This is a genomic window from Caballeronia sp. 11_S32, assembly GCF_056930355.1.
Genome location: NZ_JBXOWH010000003.1, coordinates 1,970,210 through 1,994,130, shown reverse-complemented (window position 1 = coordinate 1,994,130; position 23,921 = coordinate 1,970,210). Strand labels below are relative to the sequence as shown.

Below are 23,921 nucleotides of genomic sequence, written 5' to 3'. Positions count from 1 at the left end.
CGAAAACAGGATTCCACGTACCCGCAAACAAACCAAGGTGACTGCCGCCCCGCACAGGGGCAGTGGCTAATAGACCGAAGCGAAAGCAGGAAGTCTATAGAAGCACCAGCCGACCGCCCCCCCAAAAAACCTCACCGCGCTGCAGCAACCGACTGCCTAACCGGCCCCCCCAGCGCCCGCAGCGTCTCCTTGACCGTCGAAAGCCGCACAGCCAGATCGGGGCTGCGCGTCTCGATGCGCAACTTATCCTGCCCGGCCAACTTGATGTGCTTATGCTTCTGCACCATCTCGATGATCCTCATGCCGTCAACAGGCGGATTCGGCACGAACTGCAGCGAGATGGACTGCTCGGCCGCATCGATCTTCGAGATGCCGAGCGGCTTCGCGGCCAGCCTCAACCGATGCGTCTCGACGAGCGCATGCGCCTGCGGCGGCAGCTTGCCGAAGCGGTCGACGAGCTCCTCGAGAATGCCGTCGATAGCATCGCTCGATTCGCAATTCGCAAGCCGCTTGTACAGCGACAGACGCTCCTGCACATCGCCGCAGTAATCGGCGGGCAAAATCGCGGGCGCGTGCAGGTTGATCTCGGTCGTAGCCGCCAGCGGCGCGTTCAGATCCGGCTCGCGGCCCTCCTTCAGCGCGCGCACGGCGTCGTTCAGCATGTCCGTGTAAAGCTGGAAGCCGATCTCGTGAATCTCGCCCGACTGCTTGTCGCCGAGCACTTCGCCGGTGCCGCGAATCTCGAGGTCGTGCATCGCGAGATAAAAGCCCGAGCCGAGTTCCTCCATCTGTTGAATGGCTTCGAGCCGGCGCTGCGCCTGCTTCGTCAGCGACTGCGGATCGTGCACGAGCAGATACGCATACGCCTGGTGATGCGAACGCCCGACACGCCCGCGCAACTGGTGCAGCTGCGCGAGCCCGAACTTGTCCGCGCGATGCATGAGGATCGTGTTCGCGCTCGGCACGTCAATGCCGGTCTCGATGATCGTCGTGCACAGCAGCACGTTCGCGCGCTGGCCGACGAAGTCGCGCATCACGCGTTCGAGTTCGCGCTCATGCATCTGCCCATGCGCGACCGCGATGCGCGCCTCGGGCACGAGCGCTTCCAGCATCGCGCGTCGATTGTCGATGGTCTCGACCTCGTTGTGCAGGAAGTACACCTGACCGCCGCGCTTCAGTTCGCGCAGCATCGCCTCGCGGATCACGCCGTCTTCCTCGCGGCGCACGAAGGTCTTGATCGCAAGGCGCTTCTGCGGCGCGGTCGCGATCACGGAGAAATCGCGCAGGCCTTCCAGCGCCATGCCGAGCGTGCGCGGAATCGGCGTCGCGGTGAGCGTGAGCACGTCGACCTCGGCGCGCAACGCCTTGAGCGCCTCCTTCTGCCGCACGCCGAAGCGATGCTCCTCGTCGATGATCACGAGCCCGAGGCGCTTGAACTTCACATCGCTCGACAAGAGCTTGTGCGTGCCGATGACGATATCGACGCTGCCTTCGTTGATCTGCTGCACCGCCGTCGACACTTCCTTGCCAGTCTTGAAACGCGACAGCTCCGCGATGCGCACGGGCCAGTCGGCGAAGCGGTCGGTGAAGGTCTGCGTGTGCTGTTCCGCGAGCAGGGTGGTGGGCGAGAGAATCGCGACCTGCTTGCCCGCCATCACCGCGATGAACGCGGCGCGCAGCGCGACTTCCGTCTTGCCGAAGCCGACGTCGCCGCACACGAGGCGGTCCATCGGCTTGCCGCTCGTCATGTCGCCGATGACGGCCGCGATCGCGGCCGCCTGATCGGGCGTCTCCTCGAAGCCGAAGCTTTCCGCGAACTTGGTGTAGTCGCGCGGTTCGAGCTTGAACGCGTAGCCTTCGCGCGCCGCGCGGCGCGCATACAGGTTGAGCAGTTCGGCGGCGGTGTCGCGGATCTGCTGCGCCGCCTTGCGCTTCGCTTTTTCCCACTGGCCGGAGCCGAGCTGATGCAAAGGCGCGCTGTCCGGGTCCGCGCCGCTATAGCGCGAGATCACGTGCAACTGCGAAACAGGCACGTACAGCTTCGCTTCGTTCTGGTATTCGAGATGCAGGAATTCGGTTTCGCCTTCGCCGAGATCCATCGACACCAGACCCATGTATCGGCCGATGCCATGCTGCGCATGCACGACCGGGTCGCCGACCTTCAGCTCGGCGAGATCGCGCACCATCGAATCGACGTTGCTCGCCTGTTCCTGCCGGCGTCGACCGGCACGGCGCGCGAGCGGGCCGTAAAGCTCGGTCTCCGTGACGATCGCGAGCTTCTCCGACGGCAACACGAAGCCGTTGGCCAGCGGCGCGATGCCGAGCGTGAACTTGCCGTCGCTCGTGAGCCATTCCTGGAAGGTATCGCGCGAGTCGCCGCGCAGCCCGTTGTCCGCGAGCAATTGCTGAATGGTTTCGCGCCGTCCCGCCGATTCCGCGACGAGCATCACGCGGTTCTCCGTCTGCTCCAGATAATGGCGCAGCGCGAGCAGGGGCTCGTCGGCGTGACGGTCGATCGCGAGGCCCGGCAGCGGCACGGCCCAGCCGCCTTCCGGCGTGCTCGGGAACTTCAACTGCGCGAAGGGCTTCGCGAACGTGAAGAAATCGTCGTCGGTGAGAAAGAGCCGGCGCGGTTCGAGCAACGGGCGCTCGCGGTCGTGCGAGAGAAAGTCGTAGCGTTGCTTCGTGTCGTTCGTGAAGCGCTTGATCGCCGCGTCCATGTCGCCGACGAAGGCGAGTTGCGAGCCTTCCGGCAGATAGTGGAAGAGCGTCGCGGTTTCTTCGAAGAAGAGCGGCAAATAGTATTCGATGCCCGCCGACGGCACGCCGTTGCCAATGTCCTTGTAGATCTGCGAGCGGCTCGGATCGCCCTCGAACACCTCGCGCCAGCGGCTGCGAAAGGCGGTGCGCGCGGCTTCGTCGAACGGGAATTCGCGGCCGGGCAGGAGGCGCACGTCGCGCACCGGATAGAGGCTGCGCTGCGTGTCGGGATCGAACGCGCGGATGGAGTCCACCTGATCGTCGAACAGGTCGATGCGATACGGCAGCGCCGAGCCCATCGGGTAGAGATCGATGAGCGAGCCGCGCACGCAGTATTCGCCGGGACGCACGACCTGGCTCACGTGCTCGTAGCCCGCGAGCGTCAGTTGCGCTTTCAGCTTCGCTTCGTCGAGGCGCTCGCCCTGCGTGAACGAAAACGTATAGGCCGCGAGAAACGAGGCGGGCGGCATGCGATACAGCGCGGTGGTCGCCGGCACGATGAGAATGTCGCAGCGTCCTTCGCCGAGATCGTGCAGGGTCGCGAGACGCTCGGAGACGAGATCCTGGTGCGGCGAGAACGTGTCGTACGGCAGCGTTTCCCAGTCGGGCAGGAGGCGCACGCGCGCGTCCGGCGCGAAGTAGGGAATCTCGGCGGCGAGACGTTGCGCATCGACCGCGCTCGCCGTGACGACCGTCAGCAGCGGCACGCTCTCGCGGTATGCGGCGTGATAGCGCGCGATGGCGAGCGCGTCGGACGAGCCGGTCGCGCCGTCGAAGGCGAAACGCTGGCCCGGCTTCACGAGCGCGATGGGAGAACTGGACTGCGCTTTGACGGCTTTGGAAGGCATAAGGTGTGCATGGAGCCGACCGGCGAACGCGGGTTCAGGAGCCGAACCGGCGTGCGCGGGACGTGGTCGCGAAAGACCTATTATAAAATCCGGGCTTCAACTTTGACTCGCCCACTTCATTTGCCCGTGACTTCGCGCCTGTTCTCACTGATTCCCTGCGCCGGAACCGGCAGCCGCTCTGGCGCGCCGATGCCGAAGCAATACCAGACCGTCGCGGGCCGTCCGATGCTCGCGTACACGCTCGCGGCGTTCGACGCGTGCTCCGAATTCTCGCAGACGTTGGTCGTGCTCGCACCGGACGACACTCATTTCGACGCGCGCCGCTTCGCCGGGCTGCGCTTCGCGGTGGAACGCTGCGGCGGCGCCTCGCGGCAGGCGTCGGTGTACAACGGGCTCATCGCGCTCGCGAAATTCGGCGCGCGCGACGACGACTGGGTCCTCGTGCACGACGCCGCGCGCCCCGGCATCACGCCGGAGCTGATTCGCAAACTTGTCGCGGAACTGCGCGATGATGCGGTCGGCGGCATTCTCGCACTGCCGGTTGCGGATACGCTGAAGCGCGTCGCACCGAACATGCCCGATGTGCCGTCGCCCGCGGGCGAAGGGGAGACGCGCATCGCCCGGACGGAATCGCGCGACGGCCTCTGGCAGGCGCAGACGCCGCAGATGTTCCGGCTCGGCATGCTGCGCGAGGCGATCGACCGTGCGCGCCACGACGGCCACGACCTCACGGACGAAGCGAGCGCCATCGAATGGCTCGGGCACTCGCCGAAGCTAGTTCAGGGCAGCTTGCGCAACTTCAAGGTGACTTATCCGGAAGATTTCGCGCTCGCGGGCGCGATCCTCTCGGCGAACGCCTGACTCACACTCAACCAAGGTTTGGATCGATGGATTTCAGAATCGGACAAGGATACGACGTCCACCAGCTCGTCGAAGGGCGCCCGCTCATCATCGGCGGCGTGACGATTCCCTACGAACGCGGCCTGCTCGGCCACTCGGACGCCGACGTGCTCCTGCACGCGATCACCGACGCGCTCTTCGGCGCGGCATCGCTCGGCGATATCGGGCGGCACTTTCCGGACACGGCGACCGAGTTCGCCGGCGCGGACAGCCGCGTGCTGCTGCGCGAAGCGTTCAAGCGCGTGTCGGAAGCGGGTTTCGCGATCGCGAACGTGGACAGCACGATCATCGCGCAGGCGCCGAAGCTCGCGCCCCACATCGACGCGATGCGCGCGAACATCGCCGCCGATCTCGACTTGAGCCTCGATCGCGTGAACGTGAAGGCGAAGACCAACGAGAAGCTCGGCTATCTCGGCCGAAAAGAGGGCATCGAGGCGCAGGCGGCCGTGCTGCTGCGCCGCACGTCCATCGACGGATGACGCAACGCCACGCTGACTGCGCGTGGCGTTTGTGAAAGACTTACTTCCCTTCGGCTTCGATCGTCAGCGCGACCGCGTTGACGACCGCCGCGATGCGGCCAACGTCGCGCAATTGCGTCGTCGACATGCCTTCGGTCACGAGATTCTCGTAGTGCGACTTCACGCAGAAGTGGCACTTGCCGACGATCGACGCCGCGAGCGCATACATCTCGAAGCGCCGCTTGTCGACGCCGCCATGCGACGCATACGCGTTCATGCGCAAACCGGCGGGCTGCGTCTTCAGATCGGCGTTGTCGGCCATCTCCAGGTACGGGTACCATACGTTGTTCATGCCCATCAGTGCGGCGGCCGTGAGCGCGGCGTTCGTCTCTTCGGGCGACAGCACGCCCGCATTGCGGATGATGCCGACGAGCTTCGTCGCCTTCGCGGCGTAGGCGGCGGCGAGCGCGACGCCCACCGCGTCATTGCCTTCGAGCGACGAACGGGCGATGGTGCCGTCGACGTTCAGGCGAATATCCTTCGCGTAGTCCGGCACCAGTTCCTTGATCGCAGACAGGAATTCCATTGTTTTCTCCTATTCGATGGCGTTAAAAAGCCCGCCAGCGCCGAGCAATCACTCGGCCGAATGGCGGGCTTTGCGGCATGCAGGAACGCTTACAGCGTTGCGCCGCCGACAGCGCGGTTGCACGGGCACAGTTCGTCCGTTTGCAAACCGTCGAGAATACGCAGGACTTCTTCGGGGCTGCGGCCCACGTTCAGGTTGTTGACCGAAACGTGCTGAATGACGTTGTCAGGATCGACGATGAACGTCGCGCGCAGCGCCACGCCGGCTTCCTTGTCGCGCACGCCGAGCTGGTCGATCAGCTCGCCCTTCACGTCGCCGAACGCGTAGTGGTTCAGCTTGTTCAGGTCCTTGTGCTCGCGGCGCCATGCGAGCTTGACGAACTCGTTGTCGACGCTGCCGCCGAGCAGAACCGCGTCGCGGTCCTCGAAATCCTTCGCCAGCTTCGCGAACTCGACGATTTCGGTCGGGCACACGAACGTGAAATCCTTCGGATAGAAGTAGATGATCTTCCACTTGCCCGGGAAGGACTGCTCGGTGATTTCCTCGAAAGCGGACTGGCCGTTTTCTTCGTGATGGTTGAAACCCGGCTTCGCAGCGGTGACGGTGAATGCTTCGACTTTATCGCCAACGGTCTTCATGCAGTAACTCCTGTTGAATCGTTGAAAGGACAAACTCCAGCCAAACTACGTGATCGCCGTAACGCTCGCGTGACATCTTCATGCCAGACGTGCTGCGCGTTAACCCGGTCATCTTAACCCTGATTAAAAATTCGCCTCAATAGTTTTTAACTAACTGATCTGACAGCAACCTTAGCCGTCGAAGCGTGCGCCGCCTTTCATCGGCGGAAAGTCGATCGTCACTTCGAAACCCGGCATGGGCGTGCGGTTGCGCAAACGCAGCGTGCCGCGCTGGCGCGTGACGAGCCGCTGCACGATGGCCATGCCGAGGCCCGTGCCGTTCGCCTGCGTGCGCGCCGCATCGACACGATAGAACGGGCGCGTGATAAGCGCGACCTGATCGTCGGGGATGCCGCGGCCTTCGTCCATCACCGAAAGCTCGACCTTGCCGTGCGCGACGCGCGTCTGCAGCGTGATCCGCGCGATGTCGTCGTGCTCGCTGCGTCCATACTTGCGCGCGTTTTCCAGCAGATTGCCGACGACGCGGCGCGCGTCTGTCGGATCGCCTTCGATCACCGCGCCTTGCGCGAGGTCGGTGCGCATCACGACGCCGTCATCGGCCTGGAAGCGCGCGGCGAACTCGCTCGCGATCATCGAAAGATCCACGGCTTCGGGCATGCGCTGCATCGGCCGCGCGTAATCGAGGAAGCGGCCGATGATCATGTCCATCTGCTCGATGTCGTCGATCATCGCAAGCTTGGTCGCTTCGTCCGACGGGCTCATCTCCGTCTCCAGACGCAGGCGCGCGAGCGGCGTGCGCAGATCGTGCGAGATGCCCGCGAGCATCAGCGCGCGGTCCGCTTCGAGCTGCTCGAGATCCTGCACCATCTGGTTGAAGCTTCGGTTGGTTTCGGCCGCAACGCCCATGCCGCGTTCTGGCAGGCGCTCGGGCGACTGACCCGAGCCGAGCTTGCGCGCCGCGAGCGCGAGGCGCGCAAACGGCCGGTTCACGAGACTCGTGATGAACGCCGCGCCGAACAGCGACAGCGCGAGCGCGAACACGCCCCAGCCGGCCCATTGCAGGCCCGTGACGGTGTCGAGCTGATCGCGATCGAGCGCGACCCAGTAGTCGTCGTCGTCGATCTTGAAGCTGATCCACACGCCGGGAATGTCGTTCACCGACTGCGCGATGATCGTCTCGTTGCCGAGCCGCCCGCGCACGTCGCGCTCGATGAGCCGGTTGAGCGACTCATCGGGCTGGAGCTTGTATTTGTCGGTGGTCTCGCGCGGATACACGCGCACACCCTCGTTGCTCTCCAGATCCTGAAGCAGCGCGCGGCGTAAATCGGGATCGGAATAGAGCAGGGCGGTGCGCGTGAGCTTGACCACGGCGACGAGTTGCAGCGCGACGCGCTGCGCGCGCGGCTCGCGCTCGATCACGCGAAAGCTCTGGAACCACGCCGTCAGACTGACGGCGATGAGCAGCGCGATCAGCGCGAAGGTTCGCCAGAACAGGCCGCCGAACGCGAGCGCCAGTAGCCGCCTGTCGATGCGCATGGGTCTGTCGGGTTCAGCTCGGTGGAGGGGAGAAAGCGTGACGATACTCGCTCGAAGATCGATCAGGCCGCGCCGTCGGGAATGAAGACGTAGCCGAGACCCCACACGGTCTGAATGAAGCGCGGACTGCTGGGATCTGGCTCGATCAGCTTGCGCAGACGCGAGATCTGCACGTCGAGGCTGCGATCGAACACTTCGTATTCACGGCCGCGCGCGAGCTCCATCAGCTTTTCGCGCGAGAGCGGCTGGCGCGGATGACGCGCGAACACCTTCAGCACCGAGAACTCGCCGGTGGTGAGCGGAATTTCCTGGCCGTTCTTCGTGAGCGTGCGGGTCGCGAGGTTGAGCGCGAACTCGCCGAACTCGAACACTTCGGTGGTCTCGGATGGCGCGCCCGGCAATTCGGACGGCGTCTGGCGGCGCAGCACTGCATGAATGCGCGCGACCAGCTCGCGCGGATTGAACGGCTTCGGCAGGTAGTCGTCGGCGCCCATTTCGAGGCCGACGATGCGATCGACGTCCTCGCCCTTCGCCGTGAGCATGATGATCGGCGTGCGATCGTTGCTGCCGCGCAGACGACGGCAGATGGAAAGACCGTCTTCGCCGGGCAGCATCAGATCGAGCACGAGCAGATCGAAACGCTCGCGCACCCAGAGCTTGTTCATCGACGGCGCGTTTTCCGCGACGTACACGTTGAAGCCCTGCTCACCGAGATAGCGCCGCAGCAGATCGCGCAGGCGCGGATCGTCGTCGACTACGAGAATTTTTGAGGGGTTCTTGGTTTCCATGGCGGCATCTTAGCGCGTTTGGTCAAACGCCGAGTTTGTAACAAAAGCGAGTGTAACAGTTGGTTACAAAATTTACGGGGGCTGTGGCACGGCCCAAGAGTTTGGTGCGTACACTGCTTTACCTAAGCCCGCCATTCGGTAGATACTCCATTAGACCAGCGCATCATGCGGCCCGACCAAGCCGTGGCAGACGCGCGCGAAAAGACTGAGGCTGTCCGGTTGTCGAGCAACGAAGGGAACAACATGAAGGGAGCGCGGCAGCGCGGACCTGTGCGCACCGAGCGCATTTTCAGACAGACACTTCTTGCCAGTGCGCTCTACGCAGTACTGAGCACACCTCACGCCTATGCGCAATCCGCCGGTTTCGATCGCGGCATGGCCGGTTCGCCGAATCGTTTAGATGGCCATATGATTCGCGCGCAGCAACGCATGAGCAAAGGCTCGACCGCTTCGAGCCGTGATCACGACCCGAAGGCGGCCATGCAACCCATCCAGCAGGTCGATCAGACACCGCCCGCGCGTCCGCCGCGCCACACCGTGATGACCGCCGACGAGCGGCGTCTCTTGCGGCAGCACATCGAAGAAGCGGTGCGCGATCTCTACAAGCGGTAAGCGGCGCGAACCGCGATGAACCGACGTCAATTCCTCTCGATTGCCGGCGCGTTCGCGGGATGTGCGGGCAGCGTCGCCGAGACGTTCGCCTTTAGCCGTGCCGATGCTTCCTCGTCCATTCGGTCGCTCGTGCTCGTCGATCTCGACGGCGGCAACGATGGCCTCAACACCGTCATCCCAATCGCCGATCCGCGCTATCGCGCGCTCAGGCCCAAGCTGGCCGTATCGAAAGACCGGGCGTTGATGCTGGATGAACGCACCGCCTTGCATCCGTCGCTGCGTCCGCTGATGAGCGCATGGCGCGCGCGCGAACTGGCGATCGTGCAGGGCGTCGGCTACGACGCGCTCAACCGGTCGCATTACCGCTCGCGGCAGATCTGGGACACCGCTTCGCACGTCGATGAATATCGTACCGATGGCTGGCTCGATCGCGTGAGCCTTCCGCCTGCGCACGGCGTCACCGAGGCGCCGACGTTCGCCGCTGCGTGCGATGCGATAGCGCGCCCGGCAAAGCGCGGCGTCAACGTGATCCATCTCACGCTGCATGGCTTCGACACGCACGAGAATCAGGGCTATCGGCATGCGTCGCGTCTTGCCCAGTTGGCCGATGGACTGGCTTCACTGCGCGCGGCGTCGGTCGCATCCGGCGCGTGGGGTCGCACGCTCGTCATGACGCGATCGGAATTCGGGCGAACCGCGCGCGAAAATGCCGCAGGCGGCACGGAGCACGGTGCGGCGGCGGCGCATTTCTTGATGGGCGGAAGCGTGCGCGGCGGACTTTTCGGCACGCCGCCTCGCCTCGATCGACTCGATGCGGACGGCGGGCTGCCCGTCGGCATCGATTTCAGAAGAGTCTATGCGACGGTCCTCGGTGCATGCTGGCGGATCGATTCGGCATCGGTGCTCGGTCAGCGCTTCGAGCCGCTGCCGGTGCTGCGCGTGTAGCGCTAGCGCGTCTTCCACGTGATCCACAGCTTGCGGATCGGCGTGAGCGAGATGCGTTGATGCAGCACCTGAAAGTTTTCCCGTTCGATCTCGTCGAACCGCGCGAGCGAAAGCGCGGCCTGCGCGCGCAGCACGCGTTGCGTCGCGCGTTCCGAAGCGGGCATGGCCGCGAGCGCATCGTCGAGCGCCTGCCGCGCGCGGCCGGTCTGAAAGCGCATGAGATCCCCGAATGCATCGCTGTACTTGCGATTGATGATATCCGCGGCCGTCACGCTGAAGCGCTGCAACTCGTCGATGGGAATATAGATGCGGCCATTGCGCGCATCGTCGCCGATCTCCTGGACGCGCTCGGCCAGCAACAGCGCCGAGCCGAGCGGCGCGGCCCATGCGGCGGCCTGCTGCGGATCGCGTGCGCTCGCCCGCGCGATGGCCGTCGCGAACGCGCCGCCGGTCTGATCGAGGTAGCGCCTGAAGCCGGGCCAATCGAGATAGCGCGCCTGATCCAGATCCATGCCGAAGCCATCGACGAGCGCGGCGAGCGACGCGCGCCCGGCATCGTCGAGCACGGGATGCGCGGCGTCGCCGGCATGTGCCTTCAACGCCTTCGTCACCGGATGCGTGGGCTCGCCGCCATCGAGCCGGCCGAGCTCGCCTTGCCACCACGCGTGCTTGGTGCGGCCGATCGTCGGATCGCTGGTTTCCTTCACCGTCTCCTCGAGCTCGCGATAGAGCGCGTAGAGCGCGGTCAGAAGCGGCTGGCTCGCAGCGGGCGCGCGCCGCAGCGCGTAGTACGTGCCGGAGCCATCGGGGGCGGCCTTTTGTTGGCAATAGTCGTCGAAATTCACGAACGGAGCTTGTGGGGTTCGAAGGATGGGCGTCGCGGCCGGTCTTGCCTGTTCTTGTCTTGCGACTGCGCGTTGCGACTGCGCGTTGCGACTGCGCGTTGCATCTGCGCGGAGCGCGTGGCCGCCCATTTTATCCGGCGGGGCGCGGCTTCGCTGACTGAAGCCTGAGCGCTGCGAGATCGCGATGCTCGAAATCGGACGGCATCGAGCGTGCAACGATCGAACCGCCGAAACAAAAAACCCCTTTGCCGATGAAAGGGGTTTGATGTGGTGCGAGGAGGGGGACTCGAACCCCCACACCCTTGCGGGCGTCAGGACCTAAACCTGGTGCGTCTACCAATTTCGCCATCCTCGCAGCACGGCGTGTGCCGCCGTGTCCGGCACCGGTCCAATGTGCGGAGCCGAAGATTCTAACCGATTCGTCTGGCGATGTCTGCGAAATTGCGTCGATGCCCGGAGCATGGCGAACGGGACACGGCATGCGCGTCAGATTTCCGATTCCGGTCATTACAAACCGCGAGATTGCGGCATCTCGCGGGCCTGCCTACAATTCCGTTCCATCCTCCGCTTCGTCACGCACTTCCCTCATGACTCGCAACGCGCGCAATCGCTTCGTCGCATGGCTCGGCATCGCCGCCATGTGGCTCGCCATTGTCGCGCCGGTCATCAGTCAGACGCTTGCCGCGCGCAATGCCGCGAACGATCCGCAAGCGATCCTGTGCGCCGTCGGCACGGCTGCGGCCGATGCGCACGAAGGGCACCACGCCGCCGCGCAGGAAGACACCGCGCACGCCGGCCATCACGACGCCGCGAGCCATTTCGACGCCTGCTCTTACTGCGGACTGCTCGCGCACAATCTGCCGATCGCCACGGGCGCCGCGCATGACGTCGCGCGCATCGAGCGCGTCACACGCGTCCCGGCCTTCGCGGATATCGGTAGCGTCGTTTCCAAGTCCTTCAACGCCGCGAGCCCGCGCGCGCCTCCCGTCCTTTCCTGAAACCGTCCATCGTCCGATCGCTTCGACGTTCGCCGCGCGCATGAGCGCGACGGCGCGCGCGGTCGTCCGTCATCTTTCAGGAATTCACGATGTTCACGCTCACAACGCGAGCGCGACGGCGTTCGCGCCGCCGTGCCGTGGCGCCTGCGCGCGCCTGGCTGCCGCTATCGCTGATGGCGCATGCGGCCTTGTCCGCCGCAGCCTCTCCCATCTCTCCATCGGCGCAAGCCGAAATCAGCACGTCCGCCGATCCGGCCGATGCCGCGCTCGCCCCGGTCGTCGTCACCGCGCAGGCGGCGCCGCGCGCGTCGTCGCTCGATCCGAATCTGCCCGCGAGCGTCAATACCGTCACCGCCGACCAGTTCCAGTACTGGAACGTGACGACGCCCGAAGACGTGCTCAAGTACGCGCCGAACATGGCGGTGCGAAAACGCTTCATCGGGGACCCGAACGCGACGATCGCCGTTCGCGGCACGAGCAACTCGCAGACGGCACGCGGACTCGTCTATGCGGACGGCCTCTTGCTCAGCAACTTCCTCGGCAACACATGGACCTTCGCGCCGCGCTGGTCGATGGTCTTCGCCGACGACATCGAGCGCACCGATGTCATCTACGGTCCGTACTCGGCGCTCTATCCGGGCAACTCGATCGGCGCGACGGTCGCGATCACGACGCGCATGCCGACGAAGTTCGAAGCCGACGCGAAAGTGCAGGGCTTCACGCAGCACTTCGATCTCTTCGGCGTGAACCGCAACTTCAACGGCACGAACACGACGGCGACAGTCGGCGATCGCATTGGCAAGCTGTCGTTTCTGATCGGCGTCGATCATCTCGAGAACACGGGACAGCCGCTGCAGTTCGCGACGCTCGCGCAGTCGAAGACGCCCGCGACCGCCGCCGACAAGCCCGTCACCGGCGCGTACTTCTACAACGATCAATTCAATGCGCGCACCGCGGTGCTCGGCACGTCGAGCGAGGGCATCGAGCGCACGTTTCAGGACCAGTTGCGCGTGAAGCTCGCGTACGACCTGACGGACACGCTGCAGGCAGGTTTCACGCTCGGCTACTGGCACCAGAAGTACAACAGCGACACGCAGACGTTCCTGCGCGACGCGGCCGGCAATCCGGTGTACAGCGGGCGCGTGAACATCGGCGGATTCGAGTACATCATTCCGGCGGCGACGTTCGCGCCGAGCATGGGGTCGAGCGAGAACTTCCTCTATGGCCTTTCGCTGCGCACGCACAACGACACGGGCTGGAACGCGGAAGCGATCGCGTCGTACTTCGACATCACGCAGAGCTTCGCGCGCACGGCGAGCTCCGGCGTGCCCGGCGACGGCCCCGGCACGCTCACCGACGGCAGCGGCTCGGGCTGGAAATCGCTCGACCTGCGCACGAGCTGGACGCCGACCGCGCGCTCGGGTCTCGCCGCGCACGCGCTGTCGTTCGGCTATCACTACGACAACTATTTTCTCGACAACGTGACGTCGAACACCAACGCGTGGCGCGACGGCCCCGGCGTGTCCTTCGCCAATTCGTTCGGCGGACGCACGCGCACGCAGGCGGTCTATGCGCAGGACGCGTGGCGCTTTCTGCCGCGCTGGGCGTTCACGTACGGCGTGCGCTACGAGAACTGGAACGCGTACGACGGCACGCGCGCCGTCGGGTCGACCGCGCTCGGGTATGCGGAGGCGAGCGAGAGTCACTGGTCGCCGAAAGCATCGCTGTCGTTCGATGTCACGCAGGACCTGACGCTGCGCGCTTCGATCGGGCGGGCGTACCGGTTTCCGACCGTCGGCGAGTTGTTTCAAGGGCAGATCAACGGCATCTCGATCGTCAACAACAATCCGAACCTGAAGCCCGAAGACGACCTCTCGAAGGAGCTCACGGCGCAATGGGTTCGCGGCAACGGGCTGTATCGCTTCACGCTCTTTCAGGACGACGTGAAGAACACGATCTTCAGCCAGACCAACACGACGGTCATCCCCAACATCACGAACTTCCAGAACATCGACAAGGTGCGCTCGCGCGGCGTCGAGTTCGCCTACGAAGGACAGGACGTGCTCGTGCGCGGTCTCGATCTCATCGCGAATGCCGCGTACACGCAATCGAAGATCCTCGCGAACAGCAACAATCCGGCGTCGGTGGGGAAGTACTTCTATCGCATTCCGCTGTGGCGCGCGAATGTGGCGGCGACGTATCACACGCCGGGGAATACGGCCACGACGCTCGCGGTACGTTATTCGGGCCGGCAATACAACACGCTCACGAACACCGATGTGAATCCGAACACATACGGCGGCGCGAGCACCTACGCGGTCGTCGACGCGAAGTTCACCTGGAAGCCGACGAAGCGAACCGAACTGGGCGTCGGCGTCGACAACATGTTCGACAAGCGCTACTACGTGTTCCACCCGTATGCGGGACGCACGTTCTATCTCGAAGGACGCATCGGCATCTGATGCACTTCAACTGAAACACACACACTCAACGAGAATCGCCATGCTTGCACCCAACTCGAACACGGCAGCGGCAACGTCGAACGCGGAGGTCATCGCGCATCGACGCACGCTCTGGCGCTGGCATTTCTATGCGGGGCTCTTCGTGATGCCGCTCCTCATCGTGCTCGCCATCACGGGCACGATCTACTGCTTTCAGCCGCAAATCGAGCCGCTGCTGTATCGCGACAGGATGATCGTCGCGGATACGCACGGTCCGCGACTTCCGCGCGACGTGCTGCTCGCGAAGGCCGCCGCGAGCGAGCCGCGCGGCGCCGTGCCGACGCTCGCGCAAATCGATGCCGATCGCACGCGCAGCGCCGAGTTCGTCTTTCGGCTGCCTTCGGGCGAGAGCGAAAGCGTGTATGTGAATCCCTACGATGGCGCCGTGCTCGGCACGCTCTCCGTCGAACATCGGCTGATGAAGCAGATCCGCAATCTGCATCGCGGGCTGATGCTCGGCAAGACCGGCGAGCTGCTGATGGAGCTCGCGGGCTGCTGGACGCTCGTGATGATCGGCACGGGCGTCGCGCTGTGGTGGCCGAATCGCGCGAACGCGAGACAGGGCGGGGTGTGGCTGCCGCGTCTGTCGCTGCAGGGGCGCGCGTGGTGGCGCGATCTGCATGCGGTCGGCGGCATCTGGCTCGCCATCGGCGCGCTCTTCTTCGTGCTGTCCGGGCTGCCGTGGTCGGGATCGTGGGGCAAGCAGTTCAAGGCGCTGGCGACATCGGCGTCGCTCGGTTATCCGAAGGGCGCGTGGGGCGAGGCGCATGTGCATTCGACGGCGCCCGGCGCTCCGTCGAAAGACGCGAATGAACACGCGATGCACATGAAGATGGACGATTTGCCGCTGCATCAGACGCCGTGGGCCGTCGGCGCCACGACGGTGCCGGACAGCGCAAGTACGGCGGCAGCGGGAGCGCGAGTGTCGATCGACGATGTCGTCGCGCTTGCCGCGAAGCACGGCGTCACCGACGACTACGGCATCGCGCTTCCCGATAAGCCTACGGGCGTCTACACCGTGTCGTATTTCCCCGCCGATCCGCGCGCCGAGCGCACGCTGCACGTCGACCAATACAGCGGCCGCGTGCTCTCCGACATCGACTACGCGAGCTACGGACCCGTCGCGCAATGGATCTCGTATGGCACGTCGCTGCACATGGGGCGCTACTTCGGGCTTGCGAACCAGATCGTCTGCTCGGCGATCTCGCTCGGGCTCGCGGCGCTGTCGGTCTCGGGCTTCATCATGTGGATGAAGCGCCGGCCCGCGCGTGAACTAGGCGCCCCGGCACGCCCGGTCAAGCGTCCGCCGATGCGCGCGTGGCGCGGCGGCCTAACCTTCCTCGGCGTGATTTTCCCGCTGATGGGCGCGACGATGCTCGCCGTCTGGTGCCTCGACCGGCTCGCGTTCGGCGGCAAGCGCGCGGCGGCCTGAGGCATCCGCGCGCGTCTTCCTGGAATTACTTCGAGCCGAACTTCAGGCGCGTGAGCTGCTCGGCTTCGTTCTCGAGCAGCCGCGCGGCATCGCGGATCGCGACGTCGAGCGTGATCGGGCCGGGCGCGGGCGAGAAGCAGCCGCTGAAGAACTCGGAGAGGCGCGGCAGCGCGGCCGAATCGACGGCGCCCGACAAGAGCGACGCCGGCACGCCCGCGTCGCGCGCATGCTTGCAGGCGATGAAGGGCGCCTTGCCGTGCAGCGTCTGCACGTCCGAGCGGCCTTCGCCCGTGATGAGCCAGTTCGCCCCTTCGAGCGCGGCGTCGAGCCCGATCTCGCGCGCGACCACTTCCGCGCCCGTCTCGAAGCGCGCGCCGAGCATGTGCAGCGCGAAGCCCAGCCCGCCCGCCGCGCCCGCGCCGGGTTCGTTGCGCTTGACGACGCCCATGGCGGGTTCGAGCACATCGGCGAAATGGGCGAGCACCGCGTCGATCGACGCCACCTGCTCCGGTGTCACGCCTTTTTGCGGACCGAAGATGGCGGTCGCGCCGTGGTCGCCCGTGAGCGGATTGTCGACGTCCGACATGCCGACGAACTCCGCTTCCTTCACGCGCGGATCGAGCCCGGACGCATCGATGCGCGCGATTCGCGCGAGCGCCGAAGGCACCGGCTCCAGTTCCTTGCCGTCCGCATCGAACAGCCTCAGTCCGAGACCGACGAGCAGGCCCGCGCCGCCGTCGTTCGTGCTGCTGCCGCCGAGCGCGACATAGAACTTGCGCGCGCCCGAATCGAGCAGCGCGCGAATCGCCTCGCCCATGCCGAGCGTGCTGCGCTCGGTGACGGGCACGGCCATGCCGTCCGGATCCGTGATGCCGACGACCTCCGCCGTCTCGATGATCGCGCCGCCATCGGCGAGCAGTCCCGTCGCGGCATCCCGGCGCGCGGCGGCCGCGCCGCGCACGTTGAGCATGCGGCGCTCGCCGCCCGCCGAGAGCATTGCGTCGAGCGTGCCTTCGCCGCCGTCGGCCATCGGGCGGATGCGGATATCGGCGTCCGGCCGCGCGCGCCTGATGCCTTCCGCGATGGCGTTCGCGACGCCTTCCGCGGAAAGCGAGCCCTTGAAGGAATCGGGAGCGATGACAACTACTGGAGCAGCAGACGTGGCGTTAGGCATGGTGTCTCGAATGTTCTGGTGTGGAAGGAGCGATTGAAAAGCCGCGGCGAGGCTCCATCTATGCACTTGCTGCATGCGCTTCATGCGCTGCGGCAATGCACTGCGCGGCCGGCGGCTTCGTCGCGTGAAACATGCGCCGGCAAGCTTATCAGCGCGGCGCGCGACGCAAAATAGCGGCGTGCCGATAGCGGGAATTGTGCGCGCGCGGGCGCGTCGGGAAAACGCGGACTTACGCCGAAATCCGCATGGAAAACAGGCACTTTTCGGGGCAAATCCGGCCGAAACGCCATGTTCATGAATTCGTCGGACAGACCGGCCGGAATTGTTTGCTAAAATGCTTGGCTCTGTTGACTGACACCGTGTCGGGCGACGGCCGGGCACTCCCGCGAGGCGCGTCTTGCGCGTCTTGTGGCGCCAGGCGTCGATTTCGGCCGGCTCGCGCAGAGCCCGCATCCGGACCCGCGCCTTAAGAACCGCGGAAGAACCGAACACCGAATTTACGATTTACTCTAGGACGATTTCAGCCATGGCTAACGTAGTTGAGAACCTCGGCAAGCTCGAACGCCGCGTGACGATTTCCCTGCCGAAAGACACGGTGCAGAAAGAAGTGGATTCGCGTATCCGCCAGCTGGCCAAGAACGTGCGCATGCCGGGTTTCCGCCCGGGCAAGGTGCCGCTCAAGATGGTGACGCAGCAGTACGGCGGCCAGGTCGAGGCAGAAGTGCTGAGCGACAAGGTCGGCAAGGAATTCTTCGACGTCACGCGCGCCGAAAACCTGCGCGTCGCGGGCCAGCCGAGCTTCGCGCCGAAGTCGGAAGGCACGGAAGACCAGTACGCGTTCGACGCGACCTTCGAGGTCTATCCCGAAGTGCAACTGGGCGACGTGGCGACCGCTGAAATCGAACGCACGGTCACGACCATCTCCGAAGCCGAAGTCGACCGCACGCTGGATATCCTGCGCAAGCAGCGCGTGCACTTCCACTCGCGTGGCGAAGCCGGTGAGCACGGCGACGGCGGCGAGCAAGCCGCGGCCAAGGACGGCGACCGCGTGACGCTCGACTTCGTCGGCAAGATCGACGACGTCGCGTTCGAAGGCGGCAGCGCACAGGACTTCGCGTTCGTGCTGGGCGAAGGCCGCATGCTGCCGGAATTCGAGCAAGCCGCGACGGGCCTGAAGGCCGGCGAATCGCGCGAATTCGACCTCAAGTTCCCCGAGGACTACCACGGCAAGGACGTGGCGGGAAAGACGGCGCAATTCACGATCACCATCAAGAAGGTCGAGTGGCCGCATCTGCCGGAAATCAACGCGGACTTCGCGAAGTCGCTCGGCATCGAAGACGGCGACCTCACGAAGATGCGCACCGAGATCAAGGACAACCTTGAGCGTGAAGCGAAGCGCCGCACGCAGCAGATCGTGAAGAACCAGGTCATGGACGCGCTCCTCAAGATCTCGGAACTGGACGTGCCGAAGGCGCTGATCGAGCAGGATCAGCAGCGCCTCGTCGAAATGGCTCGCCAGGACCTGCAGCAGCGCGGCGTGCCGAACGCCGCCGACGCGCCGATCCCGGCCGAAATGTTCGCCGAGCAGGCCGAGCGCCGCGTCAAGCTGGGCCTCGTGCTGGCTGAACTCGTGAAGGCCAACGAACTGCAGGCGAAGCCCGAGCAGATCCGTGCTGAAGTGGACGAATTCGCCAAGAGCTACGAAGACCCGAAGGAAGTCGTCCGCTGGTATTATTCGAACCAGCAGCGCCTCGCCGAGATGGAAGCGTACGTCGTGGAAAGCAACGTCGTCGATTTCGTCCTGGGCAAGGCCAAGGTGACCGACAAGGAAGTCAGCTTCGAGGAACTGGCCAGCGCAACGGCGCAAGCCTGACGCGTTAGGCAAGGGGCGTGCGGAGTCGTCGGACTGACGGCTCGCACGCCTTTTTTGCATTAAAGTTTGGGCGTTTGCATGCCGTTTTAGTGGATGTTCCTTTGTCGTTCAGTATCCCTATTCCGAACAAGGAAATTGCATGACCTTTCGCGCTGAATTGCTCGACACGTTGGCGTCCCACGCACCGCGGGATTTCGAAGCCCAGGCGCTCGGCCTCGTTCCGATGGTCGTGGAAACGAGCGGCCGCGGCGAGCGTGCCTATGACATTTACTCGCGCCTCCTCAAGGAGCGCGTGGTGTTTCTCGTCGGCGAAGTGAACGACCAGTCGGCGAATCTCGTCGTCGCGCAGTTGTTGTTCCTCGAAAGCGAGAACCCGGACAAGGACATCAGCCTGTACATCAACAGCCCGGGCGGTTCGGTCTCGGCTGGCATGGCGATCTACGACACGATGCAGTTCGTGAAACCGGACGTTTCGACGCTGTGCATGGGGCTCGCCGCAAGCATGGGCGCGTTCCTGCTGGCGGCGGGCGCGAAAGGCAAGCGCGTCGCGCTGCCGAACGCGCGCGTGATGATCCACCAGCCGCTCGGCGGCGCACGCGGTCAGGCATCGGACATCGAGATCCAGGCGCGGGAAATCCTGTACCTGAAGGAGCGTTTGAATCAGCTGCTGTCGCATCACACGGGTCAGCCGGTCGAGCGCATCGCGCGCGACACCGATCGCGACAACTTCATGTCGGGCGACGATGCGCAGGCTTACGGCCTCGTCGACCAGGTGCTTCACAAGCGTCCCTGAAGGCGTCCGGAGCGGCGCCGCGCCGGTCCTCGGAGACGGAGCCGGCCAAGAGTGCGAAGTCGCGCATGCGGCCCAACGCCAAAACGCGCTTCGTTCGTCCTCGCGGGTGTGAATCTGCGTGGGCGAATCGAAGGGCGTATCATGTAACAAGAGTGTCCGGAGGCTTACACATTTATGGCGGACAAAAAAGGTTCCAGCAGCGAAAAGCTGCTGTATTGCTCGTTCTGCGGCAAAAGCCAGCATGAGGTGAAAAAACTCATCGCTGGGCCGTCGGTGTTCATCTGCGATGAATGTATCGACCTGTGCAACGAGATCATTCGCGACGAAGCAGCCGGCGCGGCGGAAGAGGCCGGGCTGACCAAGTCCGACCTGCCGAGCCCGCAGGAAATCAGCGATATCCTCAATCAGTACGTGATCGGCCAGGAACGCGCGAAGAAGATTCTCGCGGTGGCCGTGTACAACCATTACAAGCGGCTCAAGCATCTCGACAAGAAGGACGACATCGAGCTGTCGAAGAGCAACATTCTCTTGATCGGGCCAACCGGCTCGGGCAAGACGCTGCTCGCGCAGACGCTCGCACGCATGCTGAACGTGCCGTTCGTGATCGCGGACGCCACGACGCTGACCGAAGCGGGTTATGTCGGCGAGGACGTCGAGAACATCATCCAGAAGCTGCTGCAGAACTGCAACTACGAAGTCGACAAGGCGCAGCGCGGAATCGTTTACATCGACGAAATCGACAAGATCAGCCGCAAGTCGGACAACCCGTCCATCACGCGCGACGTGTCGGGCGAGGGTGTGCAGCAGGCATTGCTCAAGCTGATCGAAGGCACGATGGCGTCGGTGCCGCCGCAAGGCGGACGCAAGCATCCGAATCAGGATTTCATCCAGGTCGACACGACCAACATCCTGTTCGTCTGCGGCGGCGCGTTCGACGGGCTGGAAAAAGTCATCACCGATCGCACCGAGAAAACTGGTATCGGTTTCGGCGCGAGCGTGAAGAGCAAGCAGGACCGTGATGCGGGCGAAGTGCTGCGCGAAGTCGAGCCGGAAGATCTGATCAAGTTCGGTCTGATTCCGGAACTGATCGGCCGTCTGCCCGTCGTGGCGACGCTCGGCAAGCTCGACGAAGCCGCGCTCGTGAAGATTCTGATCGAACCGAAGAATGCGCTCGTGAAGCAGTATCACAAGCTCTTCGCGATGGAACGCGTTGAACTGGAAATTCGTCCGGCCGCGCTGCAGGCCATCGCGCAGAAAGCGATTCGCCGCAAGACCGGCGCGCGCGGCCTGCGTTCGATTCTGGAACAGGCGTTGCTCGACGTGATGTACGAACTGCCGACCATGAAGGGCGTTTCGAAGGTGATCGTCGACGACAACACGATCGACGGCGACGGCAAGCCGCTGCTCATCTACGAAGACGCACCGAAAGTAGCAGGATCGAACTGAAGCAGGCTGTGTGTCGGCGAAAGGCCGTTCATGGCGACGTGAACGGCCTTTTATTTTTGTCGGTTTATCTTGTGGACGTTACTGACGCGATCTTTGACTAACGACTTTTCCCTTCCGATAAAGGCTTGCAATAGCTCTGAACGGCCTTACTTACGACTGAACTGATTCCACTCATGGGGAAATGAAATGTCAGGAACCCAACTCCTCCCGCAGGAACGCATTACGCTGCCGCTGCTCCCGCTGCGCGACGTAGTCGTTTTCCCGCATATGGTGATTCCGCTCTTCGTCGGGCGGCCCAAGTCGATCAAGGCCCTCGAAGCCGCGATGGAAGGCGGCAAGCACATCATGCTCGTCGCCCAGAAAACGGCGGCGAAAGACGAGCCGACCGAAAAGGACATGTACGAAGTGGGATGTGTCGCCAACATCCTGCAAATGCTGAAGCTGCCTGACGGCACGGTGAAAGTGCTCGTCGAAGGCTTGCAGCGCGCGAAAACGCTCTCGATCGAAGAGCAGGAAACGCAATTCTCGTGCGACGTGATGCCGCTCGAGCCCGATCACGCCGACAGCGCGGAAACCGAAGCGCTGCGCCGCGCGATCGTCTCGCAGTTCGATCAGTACGTGAAGCTCAACAAGAAGATTCCGCCGGAGATCCTGACGTCGCTGTCGGGCATCGATGAAGCGGGTCGTCTTGCCGATACCATCGCCGCGCACTTGCCGCTCAAGCTCGATCAAAAGCAGCACATCCTCGAGATGTTCCCTGTCATCGAGCGTCTTGAGCACTTGCTCGCCCAGCTCGAAGCCGAAATCGACATCCTCCAGGTCGAAAAGCGCATTCGTGGCCGCGTGAAGCGCCAGATGGAAAAGAGCCAGCGCGAGTACTACCTGAACGAACAGGTCAAGGCCATCCAGAAGGAACTGGGCGAAGGCGAAGAGGGCGCGGATCTCGAAGAACTCGAGAAGCGCATCACCGCCGCGCGCATGCCGAAGGAAGCCAAGAAGAAGGCCGATGCCGAGCTCAAGAAGCTGAAGCTCATGTCGCCGATGTCCGCGGAAGCGACCGTCGTGCGCAACTACATCGACACGCTGATCGGCTTGCCGTGGCGCAAGAAGAGCAAGGTCAACAACGACCTCTCGAACGCCGAGCGCGTGCTCGACGAAGACCACTTCGGTCTCGAGAAGGTGAAGGAACGCATTCTCGAGTATCTCGCGGTCCAGCAACGCGTCGAGAAGGTGAAGGCGCCGATCCTCTGCCTCGTCGGGCCTCCGGGCGTCGGCAAGACCTCGCTCGGCCAGTCGATCGCGCGCGCGACGAACCGCAAGTTCGTGCGCATGGCGTTGGGCGGCGTGCATGACGAGTCCGAGATTCGCGGCCACCGTCGCACGTATATCGGTTCGATGCCCGGCAAGATCCTGCAGAGCCTCGCGAAAGTCGGCGTGCGCAATCCGCTCTTCCTGCTCGACGAAGTCGACAAGATGGGCATGGATTTCCGCGGCGATCCGGCTTCCGCGCTGCTCGAAGTGCTCGATCCGGAGCAGAACCACACGTTCGCGGACCACTACATCGAAGTGGACTTCGATCTGTCGGACGTGATGTTCGTCGCGACTTCGAACTCGCTGAACATTCCGCCGCCGCTGCTCGACCGGATGGAAGTCATCCGCCTGTCGGGCTACACGGAAGACGAGAAGGTCAGCATCGCGCAGCGTTACCTGTTGCCGAAGCAAAAGCGCAACAACGGTCTGAAGGACGGCGAGATCGAAGTCACGGAGCAAGCCATCCGCGACATCATTCGCTACTACACGCGTGAAGCCGGCGTGCGTTCGCTCGAGCGTGAAATCTCGAAGATCTGCCGCAAGGTCGTGAAGATGCTGCTGCTGAAGAAGGCGGAAGGCGCGGTGAAGGTAGACGGTTCCAACCTCGACACCTTCCTCGGCGTGCGCAAGTACGACTTCGGTCTGGCTGCGAAGGAAAACCAGATCGGTCAGGTCACGGGTCTCGCGTGGACGGAAGTGGGCGGCGATCTGCTGACGATCGAAGCGGCGGTGATGCCCGGCAAGGGCGGCGTGATCCGCACGGGTTCGCTCGGCGACGTGATGAAGGAATCCGTCGAAGCGGCGCGCTCGGTGGTGCGTTCGCGCTCGCGGCGTCTCGGCATCACGGATGAGTCCTTCGAGAAGAAGGACATCCATATCCACGTGCCGGAAGGCGCGACACCGAAGGACGGTCCGTCCGCCGGTATCGCGATGACCACGGCGCTGGTGTCGGTGCTGACGGGCATCCCGGTTCGCGCGGATGTCGCGATGACGGGCGAAATCACGCTGCGCGGCGAAGTGCTGCCGATCGGCGGGTTGAAGGAGAAGCTGCTGGCGGCGCATCGCGGCGGCATCAAGCTCGTGCTGATCCCCGAGGAAAACACCAAGGATCTGGCCGACATCCCCGACAACGTGAAGAACGCCATCGAGATCGTGCCGGTTCGCTGGATCGATCGCGTGCTGGAACTGGCGCTGGAACGCACGCCGGAAGCGCTGCCGGAAGACGAAGCCAAGGCCACACCGGTCGGCGCGGAAGCGCAGAAGGACACGCCGGCTTCGGGCGACTTTGTGAAGCACTAAGCGCGTGTTTCGTGTGTGAAGCTAAAACCCGCGGGTTCATCCCCGCGGGTTTTTCTTTTTGCGCATTGCGTTTTCGAAGAGGTCTTCTAATTGCCCCCAAAACCGCGCCGGATCAGGCTGAACCCCCGTTGACACGCCTGTTTCGGCTAAGTTAAATGAGCGCCGCATCCGACAATAT

At 64.1% G+C, this 23,921-nt stretch carries 18 protein-coding genes and 1 tRNA gene; 11 read left to right on the top strand and 8 right to left on the bottom strand.

Going from position 1 to position 23,921, the window contains the following annotated elements; translation table 11 throughout:
- Positions 1 to 131: 131 nt before the first annotated feature.
- On the bottom strand, positions 132 to 3,608 hold the full coding sequence (gene mfd, locus AC1Z32_RS20915; protein ID WP_483480382.1) for a transcription-repair coupling factor: 3,477 nt from the start codon (positions 3,606 to 3,608) through the stop codon (positions 132 to 134).
- Positions 3,609 to 3,734: 126 nt separating this feature from the next.
- Between mfd and ispD the strand changes: the two genes are divergently transcribed.
- Both ispD and ispF read left to right on the top strand, forming a co-directional pair.
- On the top strand, positions 3,735 to 4,469 hold the full coding sequence (gene ispD / locus AC1Z32_RS20910) for a 2-C-methyl-D-erythritol 4-phosphate cytidylyltransferase (protein ID WP_483480381.1): 735 nt from the start codon (positions 3,735 to 3,737) through the stop codon (positions 4,467 to 4,469).
- A 26-nt stretch (positions 4,470 to 4,495) separates the two neighbouring features.
- Entirely contained in the window at positions 4,496 to 4,987 is a 492-nt protein-coding gene (ispF, locus tag AC1Z32_RS20905) for a 2-C-methyl-D-erythritol 2,4-cyclodiphosphate synthase (protein WP_483480380.1), read from the top strand.
- A 40-nt stretch (positions 4,988 to 5,027) separates the two neighbouring features.
- Here ispF and AC1Z32_RS20900 read toward each other — a convergent pair whose 3' ends face one another.
- The 4 genes from AC1Z32_RS20900 to ompR all read right to left on the bottom strand — a co-directional run bounded on the left by AC1Z32_RS20900 (position 5,028) and on the right by ompR (position 8,514).
- Complete coding sequence (locus AC1Z32_RS20900; RefSeq protein WP_483480379.1) at positions 5,028 to 5,552, bottom strand: carboxymuconolactone decarboxylase family protein; 525 nt, start codon at positions 5,550 to 5,552, stop codon at positions 5,028 to 5,030.
- Between the two features lie 89 nt (positions 5,553 to 5,641).
- Positions 5,642 to 6,190 carry a peroxiredoxin gene (locus AC1Z32_RS20895; protein ID WP_050333878.1) on the bottom strand — a complete coding sequence of 183 codons (549 nt, stop codon included), beginning with the start codon at positions 6,188 to 6,190 and terminating at the stop codon, positions 5,642 to 5,644.
- Between the two features lie 171 nt (positions 6,191 to 6,361).
- Positions 6,362 to 7,726: an ATP-binding protein gene (locus AC1Z32_RS20890; protein WP_483480378.1), complete on the bottom strand. Its 1,365-nt coding sequence runs from the start codon at positions 7,724 to 7,726 to the stop codon at positions 6,362 to 6,364.
- Positions 7,727 to 7,788: 62 nt separating this feature from the next.
- Positions 7,789 to 8,514 carry an osmolarity response regulator transcription factor OmpR gene (gene ompR, locus AC1Z32_RS20885; protein WP_008349770.1) on the bottom strand — a complete coding sequence of 242 codons (726 nt, stop codon included), beginning with the start codon at positions 8,512 to 8,514 and terminating at the stop codon, positions 7,789 to 7,791.
- A gap of 183 nt (positions 8,515 to 8,697) precedes the next feature.
- Here ompR and AC1Z32_RS20880 point away from each other — a divergent pair, with 183 nt between their 5' ends.
- The gene (locus AC1Z32_RS20880; protein WP_483480377.1) at positions 8,698 to 9,126 is read left to right on the top strand and encodes a hypothetical protein; all 429 of its coding nucleotides are present in this window, start codon (positions 8,698 to 8,700) and stop codon (positions 9,124 to 9,126) included.
- A 15-nt stretch (positions 9,127 to 9,141) separates the two neighbouring features.
- Positions 9,142 to 10,071, top strand: a complete 930-nt coding sequence (locus tag AC1Z32_RS20875; protein WP_483480376.1) for a DUF1501 domain-containing protein — start codon at positions 9,142 to 9,144, stop codon at positions 10,069 to 10,071.
- Between the two features lie 2 nt (positions 10,072 to 10,073).
- Here the strand turns inward: AC1Z32_RS20875 and AC1Z32_RS20870 are convergent, their stop codons facing one another.
- Positions 10,074 to 10,916: a squalene/phytoene synthase family protein gene (locus AC1Z32_RS20870; protein ID WP_483480375.1), complete on the bottom strand. Its 843-nt coding sequence runs from the start codon at positions 10,914 to 10,916 to the stop codon at positions 10,074 to 10,076.
- Between the two features lie 268 nt (positions 10,917 to 11,184).
- Positions 11,185 to 11,271, bottom strand: a tRNA-Leu gene (locus AC1Z32_RS20865).
- Positions 11,272 to 11,503: 232 nt separating this feature from the next.
- Between AC1Z32_RS20865 and AC1Z32_RS20860 the strand changes: the two genes are divergently transcribed.
- From AC1Z32_RS20860 to AC1Z32_RS20850, 3 genes are all read left to right on the top strand, one after another.
- Complete coding sequence (locus tag AC1Z32_RS20860) at positions 11,504 to 11,914, top strand: DUF2946 domain-containing protein (protein WP_483480374.1); 411 nt, start codon at positions 11,504 to 11,506, stop codon at positions 11,912 to 11,914.
- Between the two features lie 89 nt (positions 11,915 to 12,003).
- Positions 12,004 to 14,376 (top strand): TonB-dependent receptor, encoded by a 2,373-nt coding sequence (locus AC1Z32_RS20855; protein WP_483480373.1) that lies wholly within the window; start codon positions 12,004 to 12,006, stop codon positions 14,374 to 14,376.
- Positions 14,377 to 14,416: 40 nt separating this feature from the next.
- On the top strand, positions 14,417 to 15,847 hold the full coding sequence (locus AC1Z32_RS20850) for a PepSY-associated TM helix domain-containing protein (RefSeq protein ID WP_483480372.1): 1,431 nt from the start codon (positions 14,417 to 14,419) through the stop codon (positions 15,845 to 15,847).
- Between the two features lie 25 nt (positions 15,848 to 15,872).
- On the opposite strand, the gene AC1Z32_RS20845 is transcribed toward AC1Z32_RS20850, so the two are convergent.
- Positions 15,873 to 17,021 (bottom strand): glycerate kinase, encoded by a 1,149-nt coding sequence (locus AC1Z32_RS20845; protein ID WP_483480371.1) that lies wholly within the window; start codon positions 17,019 to 17,021, stop codon positions 15,873 to 15,875.
- A 526-nt stretch (positions 17,022 to 17,547) separates the two neighbouring features.
- Between AC1Z32_RS20845 and tig the strand changes: the two genes are divergently transcribed.
- From tig to lon, 4 genes are all read left to right on the top strand, one after another.
- Positions 17,548 to 18,894 (top strand): trigger factor, encoded by a 1,347-nt coding sequence (tig, locus tag AC1Z32_RS20840; RefSeq protein WP_483481704.1) that lies wholly within the window; start codon positions 17,548 to 17,550, stop codon positions 18,892 to 18,894.
- Positions 18,895 to 19,033: 139 nt separating this feature from the next.
- Positions 19,034 to 19,687, top strand: coding sequence for an ATP-dependent Clp endopeptidase proteolytic subunit ClpP (gene clpP / locus AC1Z32_RS20835; protein ID WP_008349755.1), 654 nt, complete (start codon positions 19,034 to 19,036; stop codon positions 19,685 to 19,687).
- Between the two features lie 174 nt (positions 19,688 to 19,861).
- Positions 19,862 to 21,133, top strand: coding sequence for an ATP-dependent Clp protease ATP-binding subunit ClpX (gene clpX / locus AC1Z32_RS20830; RefSeq protein ID WP_008349753.1), 1,272 nt, complete (start codon positions 19,862 to 19,864; stop codon positions 21,131 to 21,133).
- 186 nt (positions 21,134 to 21,319) lie between these two features.
- Complete coding sequence (lon, locus tag AC1Z32_RS20825; protein WP_483480370.1) at positions 21,320 to 23,743, top strand: endopeptidase La; 2,424 nt, start codon at positions 21,320 to 21,322, stop codon at positions 23,741 to 23,743.
- Positions 23,744 to 23,921: the final 178 nt, after the last annotated feature.